Here is a 25,800-nt window from a genome sequence, read left to right as displayed (position 1 = left end):
ATTTCTGCGGCCATGAGAGGGCGCTGCGCGACACAGTCGGCGGATCGGCTCCGGGCTGGAACTGCGCCGGGATGAGTGACCACAGACCCCTTACACTCGCCGCTGCGCACGACGTGGCCGACGCCCGGGTCGTACGCTCCCTCGGGCCCGGGACCGCACACCCGCGCGGCACCCGCATCCAGCTGAAGGACTTCACCGCCGGCCCCCGATCGCCGCCTGGCCGGCCGCCGTGCAGAGCCCGAGGCCAGGGCCTGGGACGCGTCCTGTGGCGGGCGGCCATGCACTGGGGCAATCCCATGGCACCGCCTACCAGATTCTCCAGACCGAGGTCGGCGGCCCTTCGGATGGGCTGTGTCGCTCAGAGGGGCTGGCCTCCCTCGGATTCAGCCACACGACACACGCCTAGCCTCTGAAGGATGGAGAACACGACGCCTCCACAGGTGCTGTACGTCGCTGCTGCCCGCCCCCGAAACGCCAGAGGCCCCGGATTTCTCCGGGGCCTCTGGCCTGCTGTGCACTCGGCAGGATTCGAACCTGCAACCTTCTGATCCGTAGTCAGATGCTCTATCCGTTAAGCTACGAGTGCTTGGCGTTCCGGGCTTTTTCTTCCCGGTCGGCGTTGCGAGAACAACATTACATGACCTGCGCCGTGACGCGAAATCCATTAGCCGCACCAGCGCTGAGCTGCAGAAACAACCTCTGGTGCCCCGTCCGGGCGCGGCTGCGACACCCCCCTCTCCGCGCACTCCCCCGCCCCGGAACGACCGAAGCCCCGTGCCTGGGGCACGGGGCTTCGGGATGGAGCGGAGGCGGAGGGATTTGAACCCTCGATGGGCTTTAAGACCCAAACCGCATTAGCAGTGCGGCGCCATAGACCGGACTAGGCGACGCCTCCTCCACACGCCTCGCGCGGACGCGAGTGGTGCGTGCAGATGATGACACAGTCGAGCGTCGTGCCACCAATCGCCGACCACGTTACTAGGCCTCCGGGGGCCAGGGCAAAGCAGTTCGGCGTGGTGGCGCAACGTCCGGGCGCGGTGCGCGTTAGAGAGGGGTGGGGGCCTCGGGTCTCCGTCCGTCGTCCAGTCGTCCAGTCGTCGCCCGTTCGTCGTCCGTCGGCGGGGTGCCGGGGCGGGTCCGTGATCGTCCGGGACCGTCGCCCGCGGCCGGCCCCGCCGCAGAGATCCTGGAGCTTTCGCATGCTGCGCCGTCTCGCCCTCACCGCCGTCGTCCCGCTGGCCGTCCTCGCCACCGCCGTGCCGGCGTCCACCGCCACCGCCTCCGGGCCCGCCGCCTCCGGGCCGGTGCCCTCCGCCGTGCCCACCTCCGGGCCGTTCGCCGCCGCCCGGCCCGCCCTCGGCCCGCTGCCCATGCCCCTTCCGCTGCCCGGGTTCCTGGACGGCGGGGAGGGGGCGGGGTCCGGTGAGGCGGACGAGGCACGGACGCGGCTCACCGTGCGGGTGGAGAACACCGGGGTCCCCGGGGCCGACGGCACGTTCGAGCTGGAGTGCGGGCCCACCGGGGGCACCCACCCGGAGGGGCGGGCCGCCTGTGACCGGCTGGCGGAGGCCGGCGCCACCCGGGCCGGGCGGCAGGAGCTGTTCCGGGAGACCCCCGAGGGCACGATGTGCACGATGATCCACGGGGGTGACGCCTTCGCCCGCATCGTCGGCACCTGGGAGGGCCGGGCCGTGGACACCACCGCCACCCGCCGCGACGGATGCGAGATCGCGCGCTGGAACAGCCTCGTGCCGGTGCTCCCCGACGTCCGGTAGCCCGTCGGCGGCCGGACCGTCCTCAGGCGGTCCCCATGCGGCCCCTCGGCGGCGTAAAGACGTTCGCACCGGCGAAGGGGAACCGGGCGTTCCCAGGCTCCGGGAGGAACCGCCGGGCCCCGCGTCCGCGCACGTCACAGGGTGTGCGGACGCTGACGGCATGGGCTCGTGGCGTACACCGCGCGCACAGAACCTTGGTGAGAGCTCCCCCTCATCCGCCGCCCCAGGGGCCTCCCCTGGCCTTAGACTCCTCCAGTGACAGTCTGCGGCCCGAGGGGCAAGATGGGGCCCGCTGTCGGCAAGGTGCGGTAATCAGGGAGGAAGCGTCGTCGTGAGCAGCAGGCCATCCCGAGGCACTGCTCGCCTCGCAGCCATACTTGATGCCCTTCCTGACGGGCTTCTGCTCGTCAATTGCAATGGCACGGTCGTCAACGCCAACGCCATCGCCCTCGAGATGTTCGAGACCCCGGGCACCGCGCTCGTCGGTCGCGGACTGCTCGATCTGCTGCCGGAGTTCGACTCCAAGCTGATCCCGGGGTCGATGCGACGGCCCGAGGCTGCGGACGAGCAGGGCCGGACCAAGCCCACGCGGATGACCGCGCGGCGCACCGACGGCCACGAGTACCCGGTCGAGGTCACCAGCGCGAGCCTGGACAGCGGACAGGCGGCGTACAACGACATCCACTCCAGCTACACCGGCGACGAGCTCCTCATGATCGTCGTGCGGGATCTCTCCGGCACCGTCGACACCGAGGCCGAGCTGGCCCGTTCGCAGCGGCAGACCGAGATGATCCTGCGGGCCGCGTCCGAAGGCGTCGTCGGTACGGACACCGACGGGCGCGTCGTCCTCGTCAACCCCGCCGCCGCACAGATCCTCGGCTTCCGGGCCAGCGATCTCGGCGGCCAGGAGCTGCACCCCCTGATCCTGCACTCGCGGGCGGAGGGCGAGCCATTCCCGTACGAGGACTCCCCGCTCGCCGACACCCTCAAGTCCGGGCGCAAGCACCGGGTGCGCGGGCAGGTGCTGTGGTCCAAGAGCGGCGACCGGGTGCCGGTGGACCTGACGACCGCGCCGGTCCGCGACGGAGACCAGCTCGTCGGCGCGGTGATGACGTTCACCGACCGCCGCCCGTACGAGGAGCTGTCCGCCCAGCACAAGAACGTCGTCGCCGAGCTGACCACGAGCCACTCCGCCGAGGTCACCGCGCTCAAGGAGGCGCACGCCAAGGAGCTGGAGGCGCTCAAGGAGGCGCACGCCGCCGAGCTCGCCGACCGCAGCGAGCGGTACGCCGCCGAGATCGAGGGGCAGGCCGAGCTGCTGGCGTCCCTGAGCGCCCAGCACGCCCAGCTCACCGCCGTCCTCGGCGGTTCGCTGCGCGGGCCCCTGGAGGAGCTGCGCGGCGAGCTGTCCACGCTCGCCTCCGACCCGGCCGGTCAGCTGTGGCCCGAGGCCAACCAGATCCTGCACCATCTCGCCGCCGGGTACGCCCGGATGACCACGCTCGTGGACAACGTCCTGGGCTACCAGCGCCTCGACGCGGGGGTGGAGGGACTGCGCAAGGCCCCCGCCCTGGTCGAGGGGATCGTGAAGGGCGGCATCGACGGGGCGGTCGAGCTGATCGGTCCCGGGCGCGCCCAGTTCGCCGTGCACGCCCCGCCGATCGAGGCCGAGGTCGACGCTCGGCAGCTGGCGACCGCCATCGCCCACCTCGTCGCGGACGTCTGCGGTGTCGACTCGACCGGCAAGACCCGGGCCGTCCCCGGGGGCGGCTACGTCGACTCCACCGTGGTCGTGGCCGCCGCCCAGCGCGGTGACGTCGTCCGCATCGAGGTGCGCGGACCGTTCGCCGGGGGCGACCCCGTGCACGAGCCGATCGTGCGCGGCATCGTCCAGGCCCACGGCGGGGTCCTCCAGACGCACGAGATGCCGGGGATGAGCGGCAGCGCGTACGTCCTCGACGTGCCCATCGGCGCGGCGTCCGGCACGATCGCGCCGCCGGAGCCGGACGCGAGCGGCCTGTCGCCGGAGACCGCCGCCCCGATGTCCTCGTCGTCGCCGGAAGGCGTCGGAGCGCCGGGTGTCACGAGCGGCGGCCGGCGCCGGGCGCGCAGGTCCTCCACCGACGCGTTCCTGGACAGCCCGGTCGGTACGCCGGAGAGCGCGGGCGACGGCACCTCGGCCGAGGGCGTGGCCCCCGGGGCTCCTGCCGCTTCCGTTCCCGTCGCCGACGACCGGCCCGTCGCCGAGCCGACCGGGCGGCGGCGGGCGCGCCGTGGACCGGCCGCGCCCGAGGAGCAGCAGGCCCCCGAGCTGATCCCGGCCCAGCAGGGCGAGGGTTCCGGGCGGCGGCGCGGCCGGCCCAGCCCTGCCGAGGCGGCCCTGAACACCGTTCCCGGTAATACGGGGAACGCGGGGAACGCGGCGGACGCCGGGAACACCGTGCGGGAGCAGCAGCCGCAACGCCAGGCCCTGGCCCTGGCCTCCGCCCCGTCCGGGGCCCCCGCCGCCCTCTCGGAGGGGTCAGTCGTCACCGCGGCCGAGAACGCCCAGGGCGGCGGCCGTCCGCAGCTCGGGCCGACCGTGCCGCCCCAGGGCGTCCCGGTGGATCCGCAGCAGCCCGTCCCGCCCACCGGACGGCGAGCCCGTCGGGAGGGCGAGCCCGCCGCCGCCCTCCCCGCCCTGGCGTCCGGCACCGGCGGCACGAGCGGGCTCCCCGAACCGGCCCAGCAGCCGGGTGGCCGGCGGGCCCGGCGCGCGCTGGCCGCCGCCCAGGAGCGCATGGCGGCGGACGCCGGTCCGCGTACCGCCTTCGCCCTGCCTCCCGCCGACGCGGACCGGGCGCCCGTGGTCCCCGACGCCCCGGTGGGCCCCGGCGGCGACGCGAGCGCCCATCACGCGCGTACCGCACCGGAGGCCGGCCACACCTCTCCGCAGGCGCACCCCGTCGCCCCGGCGCACAACCTCCAGCAGACGGACGCAACCTCCGGGCCTGGCATCCCTGGACAGGGCGCCCCTGGGCAGGGTGCCCCCGGGCAGGCAGCCCCCGGGCCGGAAACGTCCGGGAACGGCTTCCTCCCGCAGGGCCCGGAGACTGCCGACTCCTGGAGCGACACCGGGCAGACCGGGCAGACCGCGCACACCACCGGCGTCGCCGCCGTCACCGGTCCCGGGGCGCACCCGGCCGACGGTGACCCCGGCGTTCCCGCCCCGGACGCGCGGCGGCAGCCGCTGCCCGCCGAGGAGCCGATGCCGGAGGGCACCAACCCCGACTCGACGCAGGGAAGGGCCTTCAGCGTGCGCACGCTGGGCCAGGGCGTGCCGTTCGCCCAGCACCTCGCGCATCAGCAGAACCAGCCGCACCAGAGTCTCGGCGGGGCCGGCCGGCGTCGCAAACTCGCCGCTCCGCCGGAGGGCGACCGCACCCCGGCCCGGGCCACCGGCAGCCAGCAGGCCGCGCCGCAGCAGGACCGCCGGGCCGCGCAGCCCACGGGTCCGGGGCCGACGCCCGCCCCCGCGACCACCAACGCGCCCACGCCCACGACGACGCCCGGAGCGCAGCAGAACCAGCCCCCGTCCCCGCCGGCGCCTCACGGTCCGGCGCACGAGCTCCCCGCGCCGGGCCAGCTTCCCCAGCCGGGTCAGCCCGGTCACACAGGTGCCGGCCCCGGCGCCGCCTACGGCGAGGGGCAGTTGCTCGCGCCGCCCGTCGCGGAGGGGCGTGCGTACGCCATAGGGGCGCCCGACGAGGGCGCCGAGGGCCCCGAGCCGTTGGACGGGCCCGGGGGCGCGGTCGAGGTCGCCAACCGGCCGCACCCGCACCCGGTCGACGACGAGCTGCCGCCCGAGCCACTGGACAACCCGCGCCGACTGCTGGTCTGGCCCGCCCCCGACGTGCCGACCCAGCAGGCGCTGAGCGACCGGGGCTACCGTCCCGTGATCGTGAACTCCCGCGAGGAGGTCGACGCCCAGATCGCCGCGTTCCCCGCCGCGCTCTTCGTCGACCCGCTGACCGGCCCCATCACCCGTACCGCGTTGCAGTCGCTGCGCCAGGCGGCCGTCGCGGCCGAGGTCCCGGTGCTGGTCACCGCCGGTCTCGGGCAGGCGACCCGGGAGGCGGCGTACGGCGCGGACCCGGCCGTCCTCCTCAAGGCGCTGGCCCCGCGCGACAGCGAGCAGCACCCTTCGCGGGTGCTCCTGATCGAGGAGCACGAGGAAATCGCGGTGGCGCTGACGCAGACCCTGGAGCGGCGCGGCATGCAGGTGGCGCGCGCCGCGACGGACAGCGAGGCCGTCGACCTGGCGGGCCGGATGCGGCCGAACCTCGTGGTGATGGACCTGATGCAGGTACGCCGTCGGCGCGCCGGGATCGTCGACTGGCTGCGAGCCAACGGGCAGCTCAACCGCACCCCGCTGGTCGTCTACACCTCGGCCGGGATGGACCCCGCGGAGCTGCCGCGGCTCGGGTCGGGCGAGACCGTTCTCTTCCTGGCGGAACGGTCAACCAGCGACGAGGTGCAGTCCCGGATCGTCGACCTGCTGGCGAAGATCGGCACCAACTGACCGCGCGCGAGAAGCAGAACAGGGCGGGGGCGGTACGGGATTCCGTACCGCCCCCGCCCTGTTTCACGTGAAACCCGAGGCGGAACCGGAGCTCAGAGCTGGGTGACGTCCAGCTCGCCCTCCGCGTACTGCTTGCGGATCACCTTCTTGTCGAACTTGCCGACGCTCGTCTTCGGTACGGCGGGGATCACCGACCAGCGCTCCGGCAGCTGCCACTTGGCGATGCCCGACTCGGCGAGGAACGCCTTGAGCGCCTCGTAGTCGACGTCGGCGGAGCCCTCCTTGAGGACGACGGTCGCAAGCGGCCGCTCGCCCCACTTCTCGTCCGGTACGGCGACGACGGCCGCCTCCGCGACGTCCGGGTGGGCCATCAGCGCGTTCTCCAGCTCGACACTGGAGATCCACTCGCCGCCGGACTTGATGACGTCCTTGGCCCGGTCGGTGAGGGTGAGGAAGCCGTCGGCGCTGATCACGCCGACGTCGCCGGTCTTCAGCCAGCCGTCCTCGCTGAACTTGTCCTCGGGGCGCAGGTGCTCGCCGTCGGACCCGCCGTAGTAGGCACCGGCGATCCAGGAGCCCCGGACCTCCAGCTCACCGGCCGACTCACCGTCCCACGGGAGGTGTTCGCCGCCCGGGCCGACCAGCCGCGCCTCGACCCCAGCGGGGAAGCGGCCCTGGGTGACCCGGTAGGGCCACTGCTCCTCGTCGCTCAGCCCGGCGGGCGGGTGGGCCATGGTGCCCAGCGGCGAGGTCTCCGTCATGCCCCAGGCGTGGCAGAGCCGGACGCCGAGCTTGTCGTACGCCTCCATCAGCGAGGGCGGGCAGGCCGCGCCGCCGATGGTGACGTTGGCCATGGAGGTGAGGTCGCGCGGGTTGGCGGTGACCTCGGCGAGCAGGCCCTGCCAGATGGTGGGGACCGCCGCCGCGTGCGTCGGGCGCTCGCGCTCGATCATGTCGGCGAGCGGGGCGGGCTGGAGGAAGCGGTCCGGCATGAGCATGTTGACGCCGCTCATGAACGTGGCGTGCGGCAGACCCCAGGCGTTCACATGGAACTGAGGCACGACGACGAGGGTGGTGTCCTTGTCGGTCAGCCCCATCGACTCGGTCATGTTGACCTGCATCGAGTGCAGGTAGATCGAACGGTGCGAGTAGACGACGCCCTTGGGGTCGCCCGTCGTGCCGGAGGTGTAGCACATGGCGGCGGCCTGGCGTTCGTCCAGCTCGGGCCAGTCGAACGTGGTGGGCCGGCCCGCGATCAGCTCCTCGTACTCGTGCACGCGGGGCGTCACCCCGGCGAGGGCGGAGCGGTCGCCGGGGCCGGCCACGACGATGTGCTCGATGCTCGGCAGGTGGGGCAGCAGCGGCACGAGGAGCGGCAGCAGCGAACCGTTGACGATCACCGCCTTGTCGTCCGCGTGGTTGACGATCCAGGCGAGCTGCTCGGGCGGCAGCCGGAGGTTGAGGGTGTGGAGCACGGCGCCCATGGAGGGGATGGCGAGGTAGGCCTCGACATGCTCCGCGTTGTTCCACATGAGCGTGGCGATCCGCTGGTCGCCGTCGACGCCCAGCTCGTCGCGGAGCGCGTTGGCCAGCCGGGTGGCGCGGGCGCCGATCTCGGCGAAGGTACGGCGGTGCGGCTCGGGTTCGCCGGTCCAGGTCGTGACCTGCGACTTCCCGTGAATCGTCATCCCGTGGTGCAGGATGCGGGTGACAGTCAGCGGTACGTCCTGCATGGTGCTCAGCACGGCGTCCTCCCGGTGGGCGCTACGCGGCAGTAAGGTTCCGCTGATTCTGCGCACATACCACGCGGTATGTCACTACTCGCGGGAGAAAATTCCTGACCGGGGCCTTGTGGGACATCCCCCCGGGGGCCGTACGGATACCCCCGGTGGTGGTGCCGGTCAGCGGACCGGCGTCAGCTCAGGGTCCTCTCGGAGCTTGCCGAGGGCGCGGGAGACGGCGCTCTTGACCGTACCGATCGACACGCCGAGGACCTCCGCCGTCTGGGCCTCGCTCAGGTCCTCGTAGTAGCGCAGGACGACCATCGCACGCTGGCGGTCCGGGAGCTTGAGCACCGCGCGCCACATCGCGTCGTGCAGCGACTGCTGCTCGGCCGGGTCCGGCGTCGGAAGGGTCTCCCGCTCGGGCAGCTCCTCGCAGGCGAACTCGTCGACCTTGCGCTTGCGCCACTGCGAGGTCCGCGTGTTCAGCAGGGCCCGGCGGACATAACCGTCCAGCGCCCGGTGGTCCTCGATCCGCTCCCACGCCACGTACGTCTTCGCGAGCGCGGTCTGCAACAGGTCCTCCGCGTCGCACGGGTTCGCGGTGAGCGAGCGCGCGGTACGCAGCAGGACCGGTCCCCGGGCCCGTACGTACGAGGAGAACGACGCGTAGGGCGTATGGGGGTGGTGTCCGGCGGTGGCGGAGGCCGCCCTGGAGGCGCCCGTGCAGACTGGCGTGGTCATGTACCCAACGCTAGGAGCGAGCGCCGCCGAGGGGATCGGCCCCAGGTCCCGAAGCGCTGTCCGCCTCAGGTTGTAGGGGGCGTCCACCCTGAACCTCCTGAAGGTGGACGGGCCTGCGCACCTCCGTCAGGGTCCACCCCCGAGAGTCTCCGGGGGCCGCCGGGGGATCCCGGGGCCACGCGGTGCCGCTCAGCCGTCCGCACCGAGGACCAGGCCCGACGTCGGGACGCCCGTACCGGCCGTGACCAGGGCCCTCGCCCCGCCCGCCACCTGGTTCACCGAGGTTCCCCGGATCCGCCGGGCGGCCTCCGCGATGCCGTTCATCCCGTGGAGGTACGCCTCCCGCAGCTGACCCCCATGGGTGTTCAGGGGCAGAGCGTCCGCCGCGACGCAGTCGCCCGCCTCCCCCGGCCCGCAGAAGCCGAACTCCTCCAACCGCATCAGGACGATGGGGTGAAATGGCCGTAGAGGATGCACCGGTCGATATCGGCCGGGGACAGCCCGGAGGTGCGCCAGAGCCGGCGGGCGACGACGGCGGTCTCCGGCAGGCCGGTCAGCCCGTCCCGGTAGAAGCTCGTCATCTGCTCCTGCGACCGGCCCGCCCCCTGCGCCGCCGCGACGACGACGGCGGCTTCCAGCCGAGCGCCGCGCCCTCGGCCGTGGGCTCGCGCCGCTGGACGCCGGAGCCGAAGCGGCGGCCGGAACGTTCGTTGAAGGCCCAGTAGCAGACGACGACGTCCGCGACGCCGCTCGCCACCGCCAGGGCGGCCTGCTGCACGGTCGCGCAGGCCGCACCACCGCGGTAGTGGATCCGGGAGAAGAACGACAGCTCACCGATCCCGGCCGCCTGGGCGACGGTGATCTCGGGGCTGGTGCCCATGGTGAAGGTGACGAGCCCGTCCACGTCGGCGGGGGTGAGGCCGGCGTCGTCGAGGGCGGCACGGACGGCCTCGACGGCCATGGTTTGGGGGCACCGAGCCGGATCGCGACCTTGCGGAGGACGGCAGCGGGGCCGAAGTGGTCGGTGATGTAGCGGCCGACGAGCCCGTTGGTGGTGAAAATGTTCATGAAGATGTCGGGGGAGCCCTTCTCCCGGGCCAGCTCCGCGTCGTGGTGGACGTCCTGGTAGTCGCGCGAGGCGATGGCCACGCCTGCGCTCCGTAAGCTAGTTGTTCGTCGGGCCGCCCGGCCGCCTCGTACGCCGTGACGCGGGCTGCGGACAGATCAGACACCGGAGCGCCACCGGCCGACTCCCCGGCACACAGCACCCGATCAGTTTTCTGACTGACCGTCAGACACCAGCGGCTGTCAAGACACGGACAGCCCGCACGAGGGCACCGAAGTGCCTTCGCGCGGGCTGCCGTTCAGTCCGCCGGGACCCACCCCCCGGGAGGTCCCGACGGCCGGTTCACCGGGGAACGATCACCAGAAGAAGGGCGTGAAGTTCACCGCGACACTGTGGTCGGACTGATCGATCGGCACAAAGGCCGAGTTGCTGACCTGGGCGGAGGTGTTCTGGTTCGACGCACCCGCACCGACGGCCTGCTGCTGGGTCGTGGACGAGTTGCCGGAGTTGTTGCCGCCGACACCGCTGCCGCCGATGGTCGCCACGGCCGCGTTCGATCCGTCGTTCGCGAAGGAGCCGTTGTCCGCCACGGCGACCCCGCCGCAGAGCGCGACGGCCAGGGGCAGAGCGGCGACGGCGGCGAGAGCGCGAGCGGTACGGATACTTGCCATGTCATGTCCTCCATAAAACGGAATTGCGGCTTCATATTCGGCTGATCCCGGGGGAGTCGGCCGACCACCCCGGCGCTGTTCACAACGTCGCGAGACCAGAGTTGCCCAGCGCATCCCCGGCGAACCCCTCACCATCGCCCGATTCCCTCTCACGTATGACGAAGGGCTGATAAACCTCCTGAGCCACGGGAAGTGCAGGTCAGCGAGACCGGCGCGGCGACCCGATGGCGCGCCGGAGAAGAAGCGTTCCGCCACCGACCCGTACCAGACACCCCCCAGCCGCCTCCCCGCACCCCCTCTTCCTTTCTTCGAACATATGTACGAAACTAATTCCATGGCCACCATCGACCGGCAGACCCCCACCCTGGCCCTCGCCCATGCCCTCGCCGCCGCCGGGCGCGGCCTCCCCGTCTTCCCCCTCTCCGCGACCAAGCTCCCCGCCCTGCGCTCCCCCCACCGCGGCGAGCAGCCGCCGACGCACTGCCGGGGCGAGTGCGGGCTGCCGGGACACGGGGTGCACGACGCGACCACCGACCCCGCGGCCGTCCGCGCCCTCTTCGCCGCCGCGCCCCGGGCCACCGGCTACGGCATCGCCTGCGGGCGCGCCCCGCACCGCCTCATCGGCATCGACCTGGACGTCGACCCGGCGTACGGCAGCGACGCGACGGGAGCGCTGCGGCAGCTGGCCCTCCAGCACCTGTTCACCATCCCGCCGACGGTCACGGTGCTCACCCCGAGCGGCGGCCGCCACCTCTGGCTGACCGGCCCCGCCGACGCGACGGTCCCCAACTCCGCCGGCCGCCTCGCCCCGGGCATCGACATCCGCGGCACCGGCGGCTACCTGGTCGGTCCTGGCTCGGTCACCGCCCACGGCCGCTACCGCCTGGCCCCCGGTACGGCCCACCTCACGCCGGCCCCGTGCCCCCGCGCCCTGCTCCGCCTCCTCACCCAGCCCCGCCGCCCGCCCTCGGCCACCAAAGACGCGGACTCCGGGAACGCGGGCACCGGAAACGCGGGCACCGGGGCTGCGGGCCTCACCCCCACCCCGGACCGGCGGGGCGAGGGCCTGATCCAGTTCGTGCTGGCTGCCCACGAGGGCCAGCGCAACACCCGACTGTTCTGGGCGGCCTGCCGCGCGTACGAACACGGCTTCGGCGACACCCTGGCGGACGGGCTCACCGCAGCCGCCGTCCGCACGGGCCTGCCGGAACACGAGGCCCGCGCCGCGATCGCCTCGGCGGCACGGCTGACATCGAGGCGGGGCGAGGAGACGAACGGCGCGGCCTGACGAAAGCAAGGAGAAGAGCAGGGGCAAGAGCCGATACAGACAGCGCTTTCTACAACTGGTCGGCCACGTCACAAGCTCCGAACTGGCAAGTAAACGAAGACTGAGACAAGAGGCCGCGATGATCGAACACGCATCCCCTCTGCAACGATAAAACAGAAAGCGCTTGCAGGTCTGTTGCCTTTCCTCCGGAGGCAGCCCTTCACTGGTGTGCGGCAGCCCGTCAGCCACCGACCGCCGGCTGCCTCGGCCCCCAAGGAGGCAGGCCCATGCGGCGCTTGGCCGTACTCGTCTCAGCCGTGTTCCTCTCCACCCTCGTCCAGGGACAGGCCGCCGCCCAGCCTCCCGGCCTACCGCCCCAGGAACCGGGCGTGACCATGCGGGTCTTCGACGTACAGATGGCCCTGGAGGACTTCTGCACGCTCAAGCCGGGACAGACGCCCAACGTCGACGAGTTGAAGCAGACGATCGACTGGACCACCGCCGAGGACTTCGGGCTGAGCGGCAAGTTCGTCACCGAGGTCACCGCGTACCTCAACGTCGAGTCGGCCGGGACGTACGACTTCCGCATCACCAGCGACGACGGATCCCGGCTGATCATCGACGGCACGCAGATCATCGACAACGGCGGCAAGCACGGCGCCCGGCCCAAGGAAGGGTCGGCCGAGCTGAGCGAGGGCCACCACGCGCTGCGCATCGACCACTGGGACGGCGAGTACGACCAGCGTCTCCTGCTGGAATGGCGGCCGCCCGGGTCGGACGCGTTCTCCGTCGTCCCCACCTCCGTACTGAGCACCGACGCCGACGTCACCCGGGTCACCTCCCCGGGACGCAAGCTGTGCGAGGGCATCGACGAGTCACCGGGCGACGGACTGCCGCTGGCCGGGGTGCACCCCGACTACACGCTGACCGATCTGCGCCCGGACGGCTTCGAACCGCAGGTCACCGGCATGGACTGGCTGCCGGACGGCCGGCTGGCCGTGAGCACCTGGGGCGGCAGCAGGGAGAGCGAGCTCGGGCAGGTGTATCTGCTCGACAACGTCACCGGGAACACCGACCCGTCGAAGGTGACCAGGAAGCTGGTCGCCGAGAACCTGCTGGAGCCGATGGGGCTCAAGTACGTCGACGGCACGATCTACGTCTCCGAGAAGGACGGCCTGACCGCGCTGGTCGACCAGGACGGTGACGAGGTCACCGACGAGTACCGCCGGATCGCGACCTGGCCGTTCGGCGGCAACTACCACGAGTTCGCGTTCGGGCTGCTGTACGAGAAGGGGCACTTCTACGTCAGCACGGGCATCGCGATGGTGCCGGGTGGCGCGACCCAGGACCCGCAGAACGTGCCCAACCGAGGCTCCACCCTCAAGATCGACAAGAAGACCGGCAAGGTGTCGTACGTGGCCGGGGGCTTGCGGACGCCGAACGGCCTCGGCCGGGGCCCGAAGGGGGAGATCTTCGCCACCGACAACCAGGGCGCGTACGTGCCGACGTCGAAGCTGGTCCGGATCAAGCAGGGCGCCTTCTACAACCACCACACCAACCCGGACGGCGTGTACGACGACCAGCCGGTGACCGAGCCCGTGCTCTGGCTACCGCACGGCGAGATCTCCAACTCGCCGAGCAACCCCCTCCTCCTGCCCGAAGGGCCCTTCGCCGGGCAGATGGTCTTCGGCGACGTGACTTACGGCGGCCTTCAGCGGGCCTACCTGGAGAAGGTCGGCGGCGAGTACCAGGGCGCGGTGTTCCGGATGACGCAGGGCCTGGAGGCCGGGGTCAACCGGATCAGCCTCGGCCCGGACGGGGCGATCTACGCCGGCGGCATCGGCGACGCGGGGAACTGGGGCCAGGAGGGCAAGCTCAAGTTCGGCCTTCAGAAGCTCACGCTCACCGGCGACGAGGCCTTCGACATGCGCGCCATGCGGGCGGTCGACGGCGGCTTCGAGATCGAGTACACGCAGCCGGTCTCCGCTGGGACCGCCGAAAACCTGGCCTCCAAGTACGAGGCCCAGCAGTGGCGTTACGTGGCGAGCCCGCGCTACGGCGGCCCGAAGGCCGACGAGGAGGCCCTCGACGTCACCTCCGCGACGCTCTCCAAGGACCGCACAAAGGTGACGCTCAAGCTGGACGGCCTACGCCCGGGCAGGGTGGTGCACGTGCAGTCCCCGCGCCCCTTCGCGGCGGAGTCCGGGGCGGAGCTGTGGAGCACCGAGGCCTGGTACAGCCTGAACACGCTGCCCGACGGGTCGAAACCGCCGCCGGTCTACGAGGCGGAGTCCGCCTCACTGTCCGGCGGCACCAAGTTCAACGACAACCACTCCGGCTACTCCGGTACCGGCTTCATCGACAACAACTGGGAGCCGGGCTCCCGCACCACCTTCGCCGTACGCGCGGACAAGCGGGGCAAGCACGACCTCACCCTGCGGTACGCCAACGGCCAGAACGCCGACCCGCAACCGACTCCCCGCTCGATGACCCTGTACGTCAACGGCGAGCGCCGGAAACAGATCTGGCTGAACTCCACCATCGCCTGGAACACGTGGGCGACCCACACCGAATCGGTGCCCCTGCGGAAGGGCGCGAACACGATCACGTACGCCTACGAACCCGAGGACGACGGCCATGTGAACCTCGACAACCTCACCGTCACCCCGACGAAGCGCACCACGCTCTTCAACGGCACGAACCTGGACGCCTGGGAATCGAACGACGGCGGCCCGGCGAAGTGGCCGGTGGCGGAAGACGGCTCCATGGAGTCCCTGGGCGGTGACATCCGCACGAAGGAGAGGTACGGCGACTTCCGGATGCACGCCGAGTGGTACCAGCCCCCCTACCCGCCGGACGTCACCGGACAGGCCCGGGGCAACAGCGGGGTCTACATCCAGGAGCGGTACGAGCTCCAGATCCTGGAGTCCTTCGGGATCGACACACCCGCCACGAATGACGCCGGTTCGATCTACCTGCGCAAGGCCCCGGACACCAACGCGGCGACGCCGCCCGGCACCTGGCAGAGTTACGACATCGAGTTCCGGGCGGCACGCTTCGACAGCGACGGCAAGAAGATGGAGGACGCGCGGGTGACCCTCCGTTGGAACGGCAAGACGGTCCACAGGAACGCAGCCATAGCCGGCCCGACGGGAGCGGGCCGCCCCGAGGGCCCCACACCGGGCCACATCAAGTTGCAGGACCACGGGGACCCGGGTGAGAACCCGAGGTTCCGCAACATCTGGATCGAACGGCTCTGATACGCGGGTCGTTCGCGGGACCAAGCGGTGCTGCCGCCTCCGACACCGGAGGCGGCAGCACCGTTGGGCGGTCTCAGGTGCGCAGGGAGAGGTAGTACGCCCCGACCTCGGCCAGGTAACCGTGGTCGGTCGTCTCACTGTCGGTGGTGAACCGGGGAGCCGACTTGATCTCCTCCCGGGACGCCGCGACCTTCACCTTCCGCTCCTCACCGTCCACGACGGTCACCGCCCCGGCCGGAATCAACACGCTCCTGCCGAACTTCCACACCCCGGTGTCGACCACCAGGTGCTGCCGACCGGGCTCGTCCTCCAGGCGCTCCACATGCCCGATGACCCCGTCGGTGGACTCCACGTCGAAGCCCACCAGCGCCTGCCCCGCGACGAAGCCACTGTCCCGCCCGAACGCCCACACATCGCCCACAGCCACGTCTCCTCACTGCCACCCGGCTACGCACACCCCGGATACCTCACGACGCTTTACCGATCGCGTCACCGGCCTGATGCCCCGGTACGGCCGCGTCAAGCACGTAGGGTCCGCCTCGAAGGGGCAGACCTCCGAGGCCTGGCACACCGCCCCCGCCGAAGGCATCACAGCCTTCCCCGCCGCCAACGCGAACGTGTGGGCCGAGATCAGCGCCGCCGACCCCGGCCCATGGACGCTGCGCCTCGCTACGGCCGCTGAGGCCTGGCGTACACACCGGATGAGCCGATAGCCACGCCCCCTCCCGCGCGTAGACGCGAAGGGCCCCCGACCGAAACTTCTGGTCGGGGGCCTCTCGCCTGCGGTGGGTGTGGGATTTGAACCCACGGTGACATCGCTGCCACGACGGTTTTCAAGACCTTTTGGTGGTCAGGCGGCTTCTGGACTCCCCCGCAGGTCAGACGGGTAGGCCCCGCCCCGATCGCACCGTTGCCGTCGTCATCGTGCCCGCAGCGTGCCCCTCAACATGTGATCGCGCCGTGTCTGGTCAGGTGGGCTGTCCACGTAACCAGCAAGCGCGCTCGCCAAGTGAATCCTCAATCAGGCTCCTTCTGCGCACCACTCTCACTGATCGACTCACTCGTACCGTTCCACGAAATCTCTCCTGTGAGACAAAGGACGACATCCAGCATTGATCGACTTATGCTCACAAGGTGGCCACCCTAAGTAGTCTCATTGGTACATTCCGTACATGATCCTTGCTAGAGGGCCTGTCAGCGAGCTCCTGAGGGTGGAAGTCGCCGACACGCTGGCCTACTGGAGGGTCCTCTCGGGGCCGACCCTTGATGTCGTCGAGGACGTGGACGACTTCCTGCGCCACTTGCGGTTCGGCCGGGCCCGCGAGGAATCGACGACGAAGACGTACGCCGGCCACCTCAGGCGCTTTCACGCCTGGTGCGAGGAGAACACGCTCACACGGTCAACCGCGGCCCTCGAACTGCCCCACTACCTGATGCAGTTGCGAACCACGCCTCGGCGGACCAGCGGCCGCAATCAGGGGAAGACGCCACAGGACTCCTCCCTCGCCCCGGCGCTGGCGGCCGTGCACGGCCTGTATCTGCACCTCGCCGACATCGGGCAGGTGGACGAGACCGTGGTCGACGCCCTGTTCGTCACCGTGCCGCAGCCGCGGGGCGATGGGAGGCTCGTCCTTAAGCCGCGTCTGCGCGTGGACGCCCGGCCCAGCCATGGTTCGGGCCGGCCGCTGGCGGCCACCGCCGACGAGTTCGCCGCGCTCCTCCGGGCCGCCACGACGGCCCGGGACCGCTGTAGGTCGCGCTGCTCGGGGCGTGCGCCCTGCGGGTGGGTCAGCTCGTCTCTCTGTGCCGGGAGGAGGTCCACCTCGTGTCGCCGGGGACCGTCATGCCCGACTGCCCGTACGTGCTTGGTCCCCACCTTCACCTGATGAAGCGCGACGGCCACCCACGGGGCGCGGCGAACAAGAATCGCAGCACCGTCATCGTGCCCGTGCCCGACCCGGTGACGATGCTCTATGCGGACTGGATGCGCGAGCGGGCCACCATCCCCCACGCGCAGAGTGGTATCTGGGCCTTCGTCTCGTTCCCCGGGCCCACCGGTGAGCCGGGCGGCCAGGCCCTCGGTGCCCGGCGCGTCCAGGACCTCCTCGGGTCAACCCGCAGTACCTGCAACGACACCGCGACCTGAAGGCGGAAGCGGAGGCCGTTCGCGCCCACCTCGCCGCCGACCGCCCGCGCGCGCAGGCCGCCGCCACCGCCGACCGGGAGGCGGCGCTGACGGTGGAGAACCGCATGCTGCTCGCCCAGAACGCGGACCTGCGCCGTGACCTGGAGGCCGTGCGAGCGGAGCTGCGTGCCATCCGTGTTCGAGACCTCGCCGCGAACGCCCGCGGCGACCTCGTCCCGCACCCGACGCGCGACACCGAGATCGAGGCGCTGCGTCGCGAACGGGACGAGGCCCTGGCCGCGGTGCGGCGCGGGGAGGCGGATCTTCTTGCGCAGCGCAACGTCGTCCAGCGCCTGATTGCCGAGAACACCCGGCTGATCGGGGACGCAGTTCAGCCACAGGAACGTATTTGAATGCGCGGCGCCGTCCTCCCTGTCGCGCTTCGCACTGAACACCGAGGTCGACTTCGGCAAGGGGCGGATCGTCTCGCTGGCCCGACGCTCAGGTGGTCCCAGTGGGTGCCTTCACTAGCGCCGCCCTCGATCGCGGTCAGGCACCGAGCAGGTCACTGCCGCCAACCTGATGCCATGGCTCGGCGCCGGTCGATGGCGGACACGCAGCACTGCCAATACCGCCGTTCACGACCAGCGTGCCTGAGTGGATGAAGGCCGGGCGCGATCCCCATGTTCGCGCCGTGCCGCACCCTGCCAGGGCCCGATACCTGAGAAGACCCGACCCTTCTGAAGCGCTGTACCACCACCCGGGTGGGCTGAGCATGCACTGGGGATTTGCCTACCGTTGGCAGGCTGGCCACACATGGTGCTTCGGCCAGTGGTGCGCCAGCGCCCGGTGGAGTCATCGGGGCCGGAAGAGGGCCGTGCTGATCAATGGGTAAGGAGCAGTCTCGGTCTGATGCCCGGCAGCAGTTGAAAAGCTGAAACTCCTTATCTGCGTGGGCAGTTGCTGCATAGGATGCGCGAAGTGGCCGGTTGTTACGGCCGGGCTGCGCGGAGTCTCGGGCAGTCGTCTTGGGCCGGCCTCACTGGGGGGAGCCGGACGGGTCTGATGATCAGCGCTGTCGCGGCGCCGTGTGGGGTCGGGTGCCGCGGGTTCAAGTGCCCCGCGCGGGGCGTGTACGTGCTGTTTGACGGAAGACCGGTCCCGGCGTCGTGCCGGACCGCCGTATGTGGGGGTGGGGACGTTGCGGGACAAGGCACTGGTGAGGTCGTACCGGGACCGGACGTACGTGTCGACGGCGATGGTGCGGCACAACGGGACGACTGTGGCGTTCGCCATGGACGACAGGCGCCGGATCTACTACAGCGTGCTCGACCTGGAGCAGGCGTCGGCTGCGAAGGGTGAGCTGGACGCGGCGTACTGGAACGCGGAGCCGGCGCTGCTGCCGTTCCCGTCCGAGTTCGTCGACTCGTTCACGGACGTGCCCGTCGTTTACGGGATGCCGGTGGTGAAAGCTGGCGGGTCGGCCGAGGTGCGGCCGCAGGAGCTGTTCGGGGCGGAGAGGGACCCGTTCCTGTCCACGACGGCGCGGCTGACCGAGGCGGCGCCGATCCAGGTGGTCTCCGACGGTCGGTACCTGTTGGTGTTCCGGCAGTCGATCGCCGCCGGGCACGGTGACGCGGTGTACCGCACCACCGGGAACGCGCTGTCGGGCGACGCCGCTCGGAGCGACTACGCGCTGGCGGGCGGGGCGAAGGTGGCGGCCGCGGACGCCTCGCTGCTGTGCGACCGGTTCGTGCTGGTCGGCTCGAAGCTGAAGCCGGTGGTGGAGGCCCGCTATCAGCGTTCGCGCAGCAAGTACACGCCGGCGGCGGGCGGCACCGACACGCTCGGAACCCGTGACATGGACGGCAAGCAGTTCTACGAGCCCACCGCCAAGCTGTCGTTCCTGCCCCGGCTGACCGGCGGCGGTTTCGCGGTGCTGCTGTTGCCGACCGAGGTCGAGGGCGTCTCGCGCTGGCAGCTGTTCGTCAACAACGCGGCGGAGAAGCGGATCGAGTCGTTCAACTGCGAGCGCGGTGCCGACGGCTTGTTCGATGTCGCCGGCACCCAGCTGTGGACCAGCCCCGACCCGAAGTTCCGCAGGTCGGTGCTGGAACGCGAGCCCGGCACCGACCCCAACACAGGCCGCCCGCTGGTCCCCGTCCCCGCCACCACCGACCGGGCCGGCACCGCGCTGCAGTTCTACCCGAACGTCTGCCCCGAGGTGCGCATCGCCGTCGACGCCCTGCCCGCGCCGAGCGGAGGGGCCACCTTCGAGGCATGGGTGAGGCCCACCGCGCCGGGCGGCACGGTGCTGGCCTCCCTCGACGAGAGCGCCCCCACCGGCTTCCGCTTCGGCATCAACGGCCAGTACCAGCCCTACGCCGCGGGCGCCTCCCAGGGCTGGCAGCTGACCAGCCGCCTCGTCCTCACCCCGGGCGCGTTCGCGCACCTTGCGCTGGTCGCCAACGGCACGGAGGCGGTGCTGTACGTCGACGGCGTCGAGACCGCCCGCACCACCGTTCCCACCGCCCCGGTCCCCGCGTCCGCACAGCTTCTGGGTCGGCAGGGTACCTGGGACCCCGCCACCGGACTCGTCGGCGACATCGACGAGGTGCGGATCTGGAACCGGGCCCGCACCGCCGCCGACCTCGTCGACAGAGGCCGCCGCCTGCTGGGCACCGAGCCCGGCCTGGTCACCTACCTGCGCCTGGACGAGGGGGCGGGCCTGGTCGCCGCCAACCTGGTCGACCGCCGCCGCGACGCCGCCGTCAACGGCGCCGCCTGGACGACCTCCGAGGCCCCCGTCGGCGACGGGCCCGGCCTGTCCCGTGACCTGTTCGCCATCAAGGACCGCGAAGTGGTCGGCGGCCTGACCGCCACCCTCTACTACCAGCAGGAGCAGCAGTCCTCCGGCTACGGCACCGTCGCCACCGAGAAACGTCAGGCCCGGGTGCTGCTCGCCTGCGCCACCTCCGGGCCGCCCCCGCAGAACAGCGCCGCCGGCCGCAACCACCTGTGCACGCTCGACCTCGCGCTCGGCCGCGGCGGGCGGCTGGCCGCCCTGCCCAGGGAGGTGGTGCTGGATCCGATCGGTGTGCCGGAGCCGACCAAGGACCTCGACCTGCTGGCCGCCGCCGAGGCCAAGGTCACCGCCGCCCGCGCCCAGCTGGGGGCGGACTGGAAGCTCGCCGACGACCTGCCGGCCTTCCTGAACTACCTCACCTCGATCTGGAACATGGGCTTTCGCCGGGCCGAGCGCGACCGGCTGGTCCGGACGCTGCCGGAGATGGTCCTGGCGCAGGCTCGCCTGGGCCAGGACCGGGCGGAGGTGACGGCGGCCGAGGCAGACCTGGCGAGGCTGTCGGGAGGCATGCGCGGCGGCGCGGACGTGGTGCTCCCGATGCCGAGGATCGCCGTCGACCGGGCCGGACTGAGCGCCTACGGGGCGCTGCTGACCTTCGCCTGGACGAACCGTGCGCCGTCCCTGCTGGACAGCGCCAACGGCGACGTGGTGCTCTACTACGCAGGCGTCGACGGGCAGTTCTTCTCCGTCTACTACCCCACCACCGTCTCCCGGGCCACCCGCCGGCTGACCGCAGGCTCCGGGGCCCTCAGCTTGGTGTCGCGCGACCCCGGCGCCAGGACGGGAGACTTCTCGCTCACCGTCTCGCCCAGCACCTCGGCCTCCTTGTGTACGGTCGAGGTGGTGTCGGCGGCGGCGGGCACCGAGCGCTTCCCCGACGTGCCGCGCGCGGCCGCGGACTTCGCCCGGGTGCTCGGCGGGCGCCGGGTCCAGGGCGCGCTCCTGGGCAAGGTCGCCACCGCCCAGGACACCGCAGTGGAGCTCGCCGAGCCGCTGGTGCGCAACCTGCCGGAGGGTACGGCCGTCACGGTCGGCGGGCGGCTGCGGACGGTGAAGGCCACGGTCACGGCCGGCGGCAAGAGGATCACGCTGACCGCGGGCGGACTCGGCGACACCAGCGGCACCGACGTGTACGGGGCGCTGTACGACTACGGCCGGGCGACCTGCAGCGTGCCGGGCGCCTCGCTGTCCGCGGGCTCGCGGATCGTGGGCGTCACCACCGCCGGGGTCGCCCCCGACGAGAAGGTCGCCGACGGGAGCGCCAGCGACGGCGCTCAGCCGCTGCTGCCGCGCTGGCGCGGCGACGCCCCTGGCCGGGCGCTGACCTTCGGCAGCAACGACCAGCACCTGACGCTGCCGCAGGCCCAGTGGCCAAAGGTCTCGCCGGAAGGGGACGTGTCGGTGGAGGCGTGGATCAGCCCCGTCTCCGTCAACGACCACAGCCGCATCTGGCACGCCAACGCCGGGCAGCTCCCGTACTCGCTGGCGATTGAGGAAGCCACGGAGAAGAGCGCGGTCTGGTCCTCCAACGGAGGGTTCGACGTCGGCAGCCGGCTCGCTCTTGCGGGGAGGGACTTCACCATCGAAGCCTGGGTGCACCGAGACCCGGGCGAAGAATCCGTACCGCTTCGGCACAACTCTGATGGGTCGCCCGCCCTGGTGATGGGCATCCGCCCCGACAACCGGGCGTACTTCGGATGGGGATCGGACCTGCTGATCGGCGGTACCGACGACAACGGCTGGCACTCCTGGTCGGCGGTGTACGAGGCCGCCACCCGCCGCCGCACGCTGTACCGCGACGGCGTGCAGGTCGCCCAAGACAACGCCGCAACGCCCTACCAGGGCGCAGGCAGGGCCGTTGTGTGCTCCGGGACGGGCAAGTTCGACGAGATCCGGGTCTGGGGGAAGGCCCGCAGTGCGGACGAGATCAAGGTGATGGCCAAGCGGCGTATCACCGGACGCGAGAGGGACCTGGCGGCCTACTGGACGTTCACCGACAGCGACATCACTGACCGGTCGGGACACGGACACGACGGAACACCGACCGGGCAGAAGTGGTGGAGCACTGATCTTTCCGCGCCGTGGAGCTTCCGCGTGGTGGCCGGGGTGGGCTCCCAGGTCGTGGCCAGCCGGGCGGCGTTCCCGCTCGCGGACTGGTCGCACGTGGCGGCGACGTTCCACCAGGACTGGGCGCTGGCCCTGGACGGCACCGGATACCTGGACGCCGGCGGGCCCGAGGGCCTCGATCTAACCGACGAGCTGACCATCGAAGCGTTCATCAAGGTCAACTCGTTCGGTACCCCCCAGGGCCTGGTCGCCAAGGGCGCGCTGGGGACCGGGACGGGCGACGCGGTGCCGTACGCGTTCTTCATCGACTCCGACGGTCAGTTGGCATTCACCTTCGAGGGCGGCGACGGCCTCTCCGGCTCCCAGCAGACGTACAAGTCGGGGACCGCCGTCCCCCTCGGCGCGTTCACCAAGGTCGCCGTCACCCGCCGCCCCGGCGACACCGTGCTCGGCGCCACCGGGATCCGCTTCTACATCGACGGCAAACTCGTCGGCAGCAACCCGTTCACATACAAGGGCGCCAAGCCGGTCGGCAACGACGCCAACTGCGAGATCGGCCGCTTCCGGGTCCGCAGCAGCGCCTACGGCCTGCGCGGCACCCTGGCACAGGTACGAATCTGGAACATCGCCCGCCCCGAGGAGCAGATCGGCGTACCGATCGCCGCCGACACCAAGGGGCTGGTCGCCTGGTGGCGCTTCCCCGAGCGCTCCGGCGCCGTCACCGCCGACGCCTGCGGCGCCTATCCTGCGCAGGTCCGCGGCGCCAACCGGGTCCGCACCCCCGACCCCGCGGGCAACCGCATCACCCTCTACCACAACGGCGTGCCCTCCGCTTCCGATCCTGCCCCCCCGAACGGCGTGCTCCGACTGCTCGGCAAGCCGCAGGTCACCGTCGGCGCGATGCAGCGCGACGACGGCAGCTGGACCAACCTGCTGGGCGGCGGCCTGGACGAGCTGCGGATCTGGCGCACCTGCCGTACCCAGGAGCAGATCCTCGACAACATGTTCACCCGCCTGCGCGGCGAACAGCAGGACCTGCTCGCCTACTATCCGATCGACCCGGATTCCGCGAAGCCCGGCGCGACCGTCACCGACGCCGGACCGGCCGGCTGCCACCTGTACCCGTCCAACTCCGCTCCCGGCGTGGCGATCTCGCACGCCCCGATCAGCGACGACAGCGCCCAGGTCCGCTCCGCGCTGACCGGTGCCCGAACCGTCTTCCAGAGCCTGATCAGCGCCACCCCGCAGGCCGGCGAGTACGCCGACCTGCAGACCGACAGCGAGGGGCTGCGCTTCGGCGTGATGAAGCGCGCCTACTCCGCGATCCGGGACGGCGCCTGGACGCTGACCACCGGTTACAAGGTGGGCGACCTCGCCACCACCTGGGTCGGCCAGGCCCAGTTCGCCCCGCAGCTGGTCGGCTACCTCGAAGGCGCGCCTCCCGTCCCCTCGGAGAACCTGGTCAAGGGCGCTGGAGACGACTTCAAGGACGCCTCGTCGGTCAAGTTCGTCCAGGCCAACGCCGTCACCAACACCCTCGCCTCCGACAACAAGACCAGCTTCGACGCCTCTGCGAAGGCATTCATCAAGGCGACGTTCAGCGACGACACCTACCTCGTCGCGGCCCCCCTCGGCGCCGGCGTCGCAACGCCCGCCAGTTCCATGTCGCTGAACGTTGGCGTCAGCGCCGAGTTCAAGTCCAGCGGCGGCTGGAACGACGAAGTCCAGGTCGTCCAGGGCGCCACCACCACCCGCACCAGCGAGGTGACCCTGTCCGGGTACTGGGAGCCGGACGACGCCAAGAAGCAGGTCAATCCGACCGTCGGCCGACGGTGGGTGCCCGCCAACACCGGCTTCGCGTTCGTCCAGTCCGACACCGCCGACCAGTACGCGCTGCGCCTGACGCACAACGGCGCCCTGGTCGCCTACCGGATGGTCCCCAATCCCGACATCCCCACCGACTGGAACATCATCCCGTTTCCGATCAACCCGCAGTACACCAAGCAGGGCACCCTCGACGGCCTGGTCGGCTACTTCGCCGACCCGGCCACCGGCGCCCTGAATCCCTTCCCCGACCCCGACTTTCCGAAGGCCGGGGGCGGCGACGCGTTCAGTTACTACCGGCCCCGCGAGGCGTACGCCCTCAAGCGACGCATCCAGCGCGAGGAGCGGCAGCTCCAGGGCTTTTACGACTCCATCAGCGCCAACCCGATGACGCCCGATCCGATCGCCGCGGCCGCCGACAGGGTACTCAAGGGCATGATGGGCGGCACCGGCACCACCGGCCTGAACACCACAGGAGGCGGGAACACCGCCGAGGCCCGCACAGCCAGCAGGTCGGCGGCCAAACGCAACATCGCCAACACCTACGTGTGGACCGCCGCCGGCGGCCTGTTCTCCGAAGTCACCAACACCACCGACCAAGTCACGCAGACCACCACCGGCGAGTACAGCGTCTCCAGCAGCGCCACCCTCAGCGTGGATGGCTCCATGGAGTTCAAGGGCATCGGCGTCAGCGGAGGATACGAGATCACCCTCGGCGCCGGGTACAGCTCCACCCGACGCAAGAGCAAAGACGCCACCCGCACCTTCAGCCTCGAAGTCACCGCCAAGCCCGGCAGCAACCTGCAGAAGCAGGACGCCGGCAACCCGGTCTACGACGCGAAGAACCGGCCCGTGCTGGTGCCCGGCCGGGTCGACGCCTACCGGTTCATGACCTTCTACCTCGACACCTCCAGCGACAACTTCGAGGACTTCTACGGCAAGGTCGTCGACCCCGAATGGCTGGAGACCGGCACCAGCGCGCACGCCCGCGAACTGGCCCGCGCCCGGCAGGGCGACCGCAAGCCCCCATGCTGGCGCGTCCTGCACCGCGTCACCTACGTCAGCCGCGTCCTGGACACCACGTCCGGCGGCGCCACCGGCTACGCCCAGGCACTCGGCGCGCTCGGCCTCGCCAGCGACCACCAGCTGTTCACCAAGCTCCAGCCCTACCTGACCGGCGCCACCGGCTCCCTCGCCGACCTGACCTCAGCAGCCACGACCGCCCTCAAGGCTCACTTCCCCACCCTCGTCCCGCACACCGCCACGATCATCGACCGCCTCGCCGCCTACCACCAGCTCCCCGACACCACCGACCCACTGGTCCTGCCCGCCCCCACCACCATCCCGACCGCACCACCCGCCACCCCGACCACGCCCGCGCAGCCCGCGCCCGCGCGCGCCGCACTCACCGTGCCCGCCAGCTCCCCCCGGGGCACCCAGGTGAGCGTCGGCTACACCGTCCCGCCGGAACTGGTCATGCCAAAGAACTGGGTCGGCATCTTCCCCGCGGGCGCCGCCATCAACTCCGGCTCCCTGCACTGGCAGTACACCCCGGACGCCCGTGGTGCCGTCGGCATCCCCGACTCCGAGGGACTCGGCGCCGGCCGTTACCAGCTCTGGCTGCTGGCCAACGACGGCTACACCCCACTCGCCGGCCCGTACGACCTCACCATCGCCTGACCGGGCGGGACCCGCGTGCCCGCGCCTGCTTCACCAGCGATCCCGCCGGGGGTGACGTCACGTTCGTCAACAAGCCCCACCAGGGCGCCGCCTGACCAACAATCAGCGCTTCGCAGGTTGTAGTTGCCGCTGATAGGCGTGTTGCACTGGCGCTCCCGACGAAGTCGGATCGG

At 71.3% G+C, this 25,800-nt stretch carries 12 protein-coding genes, 2 tRNA genes and 3 pseudogenes; 9 read left to right on the top strand and 8 right to left on the bottom strand.

Translation table 11 applies throughout. The annotated features are described in order from the left end of the window. Window positions 1–95: 95 nt before the first annotated feature. Window positions 96–406, top strand: a pseudogene (locus CCZ36_RS35785) (hypothetical protein); the annotation flags it as partial. A 107-nt stretch (window positions 407–513) separates the two neighbouring features. Here the strand turns inward: CCZ36_RS35785 and CCZ36_RS17640 are convergent. Both CCZ36_RS17640 and CCZ36_RS17635 read right to left on the bottom strand, forming a co-directional pair. Continuing rightward, a tRNA-Arg gene (locus CCZ36_RS17640) sits at window positions 514–586 on the bottom strand. Window positions 587–804: 218 nt separating this feature from the next. Then, window positions 805–895, bottom strand: a tRNA-Ser gene (locus CCZ36_RS17635). 304 nt (window positions 896–1,199) lie between these two features. Between CCZ36_RS17635 and CCZ36_RS17630 the strand changes: the two genes are divergently transcribed. Together CCZ36_RS17630 and CCZ36_RS17625 are read left to right on the top strand one after the other, a co-directional pair. Continuing rightward, window positions 1,200–1,775 carry an SSI family serine proteinase inhibitor gene (locus CCZ36_RS17630; protein WP_128818080.1) on the top strand — a complete coding sequence of 192 codons (576 nt, stop codon included), beginning with the start codon at window positions 1,200–1,202 and terminating at the stop codon, window positions 1,773–1,775. Between the two features lie 331 nt (window positions 1,776–2,106). Beyond that, window positions 2,107–6,336, top strand: coding sequence for a response regulator (locus CCZ36_RS17625; protein ID WP_128818079.1), 4,230 nt, complete (start codon window positions 2,107–2,109; stop codon window positions 6,334–6,336). A 92-nt stretch (window positions 6,337–6,428) separates the two neighbouring features. On the opposite strand, the gene CCZ36_RS17620 is transcribed toward CCZ36_RS17625, so the two are convergent. The 5 genes and pseudogenes from CCZ36_RS17620 to CCZ36_RS17605 all read right to left on the bottom strand — a co-directional run bounded on the left by CCZ36_RS17620 (window position 6,429) and on the right by CCZ36_RS17605 (window position 10,538). Further along, window positions 6,429–8,081: a long-chain fatty acid--CoA ligase gene (locus CCZ36_RS17620; protein WP_069735633.1), complete on the bottom strand. Its 1,653-nt coding sequence runs from the start codon at window positions 8,079–8,081 to the stop codon at window positions 6,429–6,431. Window positions 8,082–8,237: 156 nt separating this feature from the next. Continuing rightward, entirely contained in the window at window positions 8,238–8,801 is a 564-nt protein-coding gene (locus tag CCZ36_RS17615; RefSeq protein ID WP_069735634.1) for a SigE family RNA polymerase sigma factor, read from the bottom strand. 189 nt (window positions 8,802–8,990) lie between these two features. Beyond that, window positions 8,991–9,789: pseudogene (locus tag CCZ36_RS17610) on the bottom strand (thiolase C-terminal domain-containing protein); the annotation flags it as partial. After that, window positions 9,768–9,974 (bottom strand): annotated as a pseudogene (locus CCZ36_RS35780) (hypothetical protein); the annotation flags it as partial. The pseudogenes CCZ36_RS17610 and CCZ36_RS35780, both read right to left, overlap by 22 nt. Before the next feature lie 249 nt (window positions 9,975–10,223). Beyond that, complete coding sequence (locus CCZ36_RS17605) at window positions 10,224–10,538, bottom strand: hypothetical protein (protein WP_006126089.1); 315 nt, start codon at window positions 10,536–10,538, stop codon at window positions 10,224–10,226. 334 nt (window positions 10,539–10,872) lie between these two features. On the opposite strand from CCZ36_RS17605, the gene CCZ36_RS17600 reads away from it, so the two are divergent. Both CCZ36_RS17600 and CCZ36_RS17595 read left to right on the top strand, forming a co-directional pair. Next, complete coding sequence (locus CCZ36_RS17600) at window positions 10,873–11,826, top strand: bifunctional DNA primase/polymerase (RefSeq protein WP_069735637.1); 954 nt, start codon at window positions 10,873–10,875, stop codon at window positions 11,824–11,826. A gap of 266 nt (window positions 11,827–12,092) precedes the next feature. After that, window positions 12,093–15,065, top strand: coding sequence for a family 16 glycoside hydrolase (locus CCZ36_RS17595; RefSeq protein ID WP_128818078.1), 2,973 nt, complete (start codon window positions 12,093–12,095; stop codon window positions 15,063–15,065). 73 nt (window positions 15,066–15,138) lie between these two features. Here the strand turns inward: CCZ36_RS17595 and CCZ36_RS17590 are convergent, their stop codons facing one another. Continuing rightward, window positions 15,139–15,486 (bottom strand): hypothetical protein, encoded by a 348-nt coding sequence (locus CCZ36_RS17590; RefSeq protein ID WP_069735639.1) that lies wholly within the window; start codon window positions 15,484–15,486, stop codon window positions 15,139–15,141. A gap of 751 nt (window positions 15,487–16,237) precedes the next feature. Here CCZ36_RS17590 and CCZ36_RS17580 point away from each other — a divergent pair. The 4 genes from CCZ36_RS17580 to CCZ36_RS17565 all read left to right on the top strand — a co-directional run bounded on the left by CCZ36_RS17580 (window position 16,238) and on the right by CCZ36_RS17565 (window position 25,627). Then, window positions 16,238–16,951, top strand: a complete 714-nt coding sequence (locus CCZ36_RS17580) for a hypothetical protein (protein WP_128818077.1) — start codon at window positions 16,238–16,240, stop codon at window positions 16,949–16,951. Next, a complete protein-coding gene (locus CCZ36_RS17575) occupies window positions 16,951–17,211 on the top strand; it encodes a hypothetical protein (RefSeq protein ID WP_128818076.1) in 261 nt (86 codons plus the stop codon). The genes CCZ36_RS17580 and CCZ36_RS17575 overlap by 1 nt, the downstream gene beginning before the upstream one ends. Before the next feature lie 104 nt (window positions 17,212–17,315). After that, window positions 17,316–17,603: a hypothetical protein gene (locus tag CCZ36_RS17570; RefSeq protein WP_128818075.1), complete on the top strand. Its 288-nt coding sequence runs from the start codon at window positions 17,316–17,318 to the stop codon at window positions 17,601–17,603. A 788-nt stretch (window positions 17,604–18,391) separates the two neighbouring features. Next, window positions 18,392–25,627 carry a LamG domain-containing protein gene (locus CCZ36_RS17565; RefSeq protein WP_128818074.1) on the top strand — a complete coding sequence of 2,412 codons (7,236 nt, stop codon included), beginning with the start codon at window positions 18,392–18,394 and terminating at the stop codon, window positions 25,625–25,627. Window positions 25,628–25,800 lie beyond the last annotated feature (173 nt).

It is taken from the genome of Streptomyces sp. S063, assembly GCF_002832675.1.
Classification (GTDB): domain Bacteria; phylum Actinomycetota; class Actinomycetes; order Streptomycetales; family Streptomycetaceae; genus Streptomyces; species Streptomyces sindenensis.
The sequence above is the reverse complement of the archived record's forward strand: the minus strand, read 5'-3'. Positions and strand labels throughout refer to the sequence as shown.

What these genes read in the sequence shown, in the direction of transcription:
- CCZ36_RS17630 (WP_128818080.1), top strand. Translation starts at nt 1,200, where the DNA reads ATGCTGCGCCGTCTCGCCCTCACCGCCGTCGTCCCGCTGGCCGTCCTC.
- CCZ36_RS17615 (WP_069735634.1), bottom strand. Translation starts at nt 8,801, where the DNA reads ATGACCACGCCAGTCTGCACGGGCGCCTCCAGGGCGGCCTCCGCCACC.
- CCZ36_RS17605 (WP_006126089.1), bottom strand. Translation starts at nt 10,538, where the DNA reads ATGGCAAGTATCCGTACCGCTCGCGCTCTCGCCGCCGTCGCCGCTCTG.
- CCZ36_RS17600 (WP_069735637.1), top strand. Translation starts at nt 10,873, where the DNA reads ATGGCCACCATCGACCGGCAGACCCCCACCCTGGCCCTCGCCCATGCC.
- CCZ36_RS17595 (WP_128818078.1), top strand. Translation starts at nt 12,093, where the DNA reads ATGCGGCGCTTGGCCGTACTCGTCTCAGCCGTGTTCCTCTCCACCCTC.
- CCZ36_RS17580 (WP_128818077.1), top strand. Translation starts at nt 16,238, where the DNA reads ATGATCCTTGCTAGAGGGCCTGTCAGCGAGCTCCTGAGGGTGGAAGTC.
- CCZ36_RS17575 (WP_128818076.1), top strand. Translation starts at nt 16,951, where the DNA reads ATGAAGCGCGACGGCCACCCACGGGGCGCGGCGAACAAGAATCGCAGC.
- CCZ36_RS17570 (WP_128818075.1), top strand. Translation starts at nt 17,316, where the DNA reads ATGCTGCTCGCCCAGAACGCGGACCTGCGCCGTGACCTGGAGGCCGTG.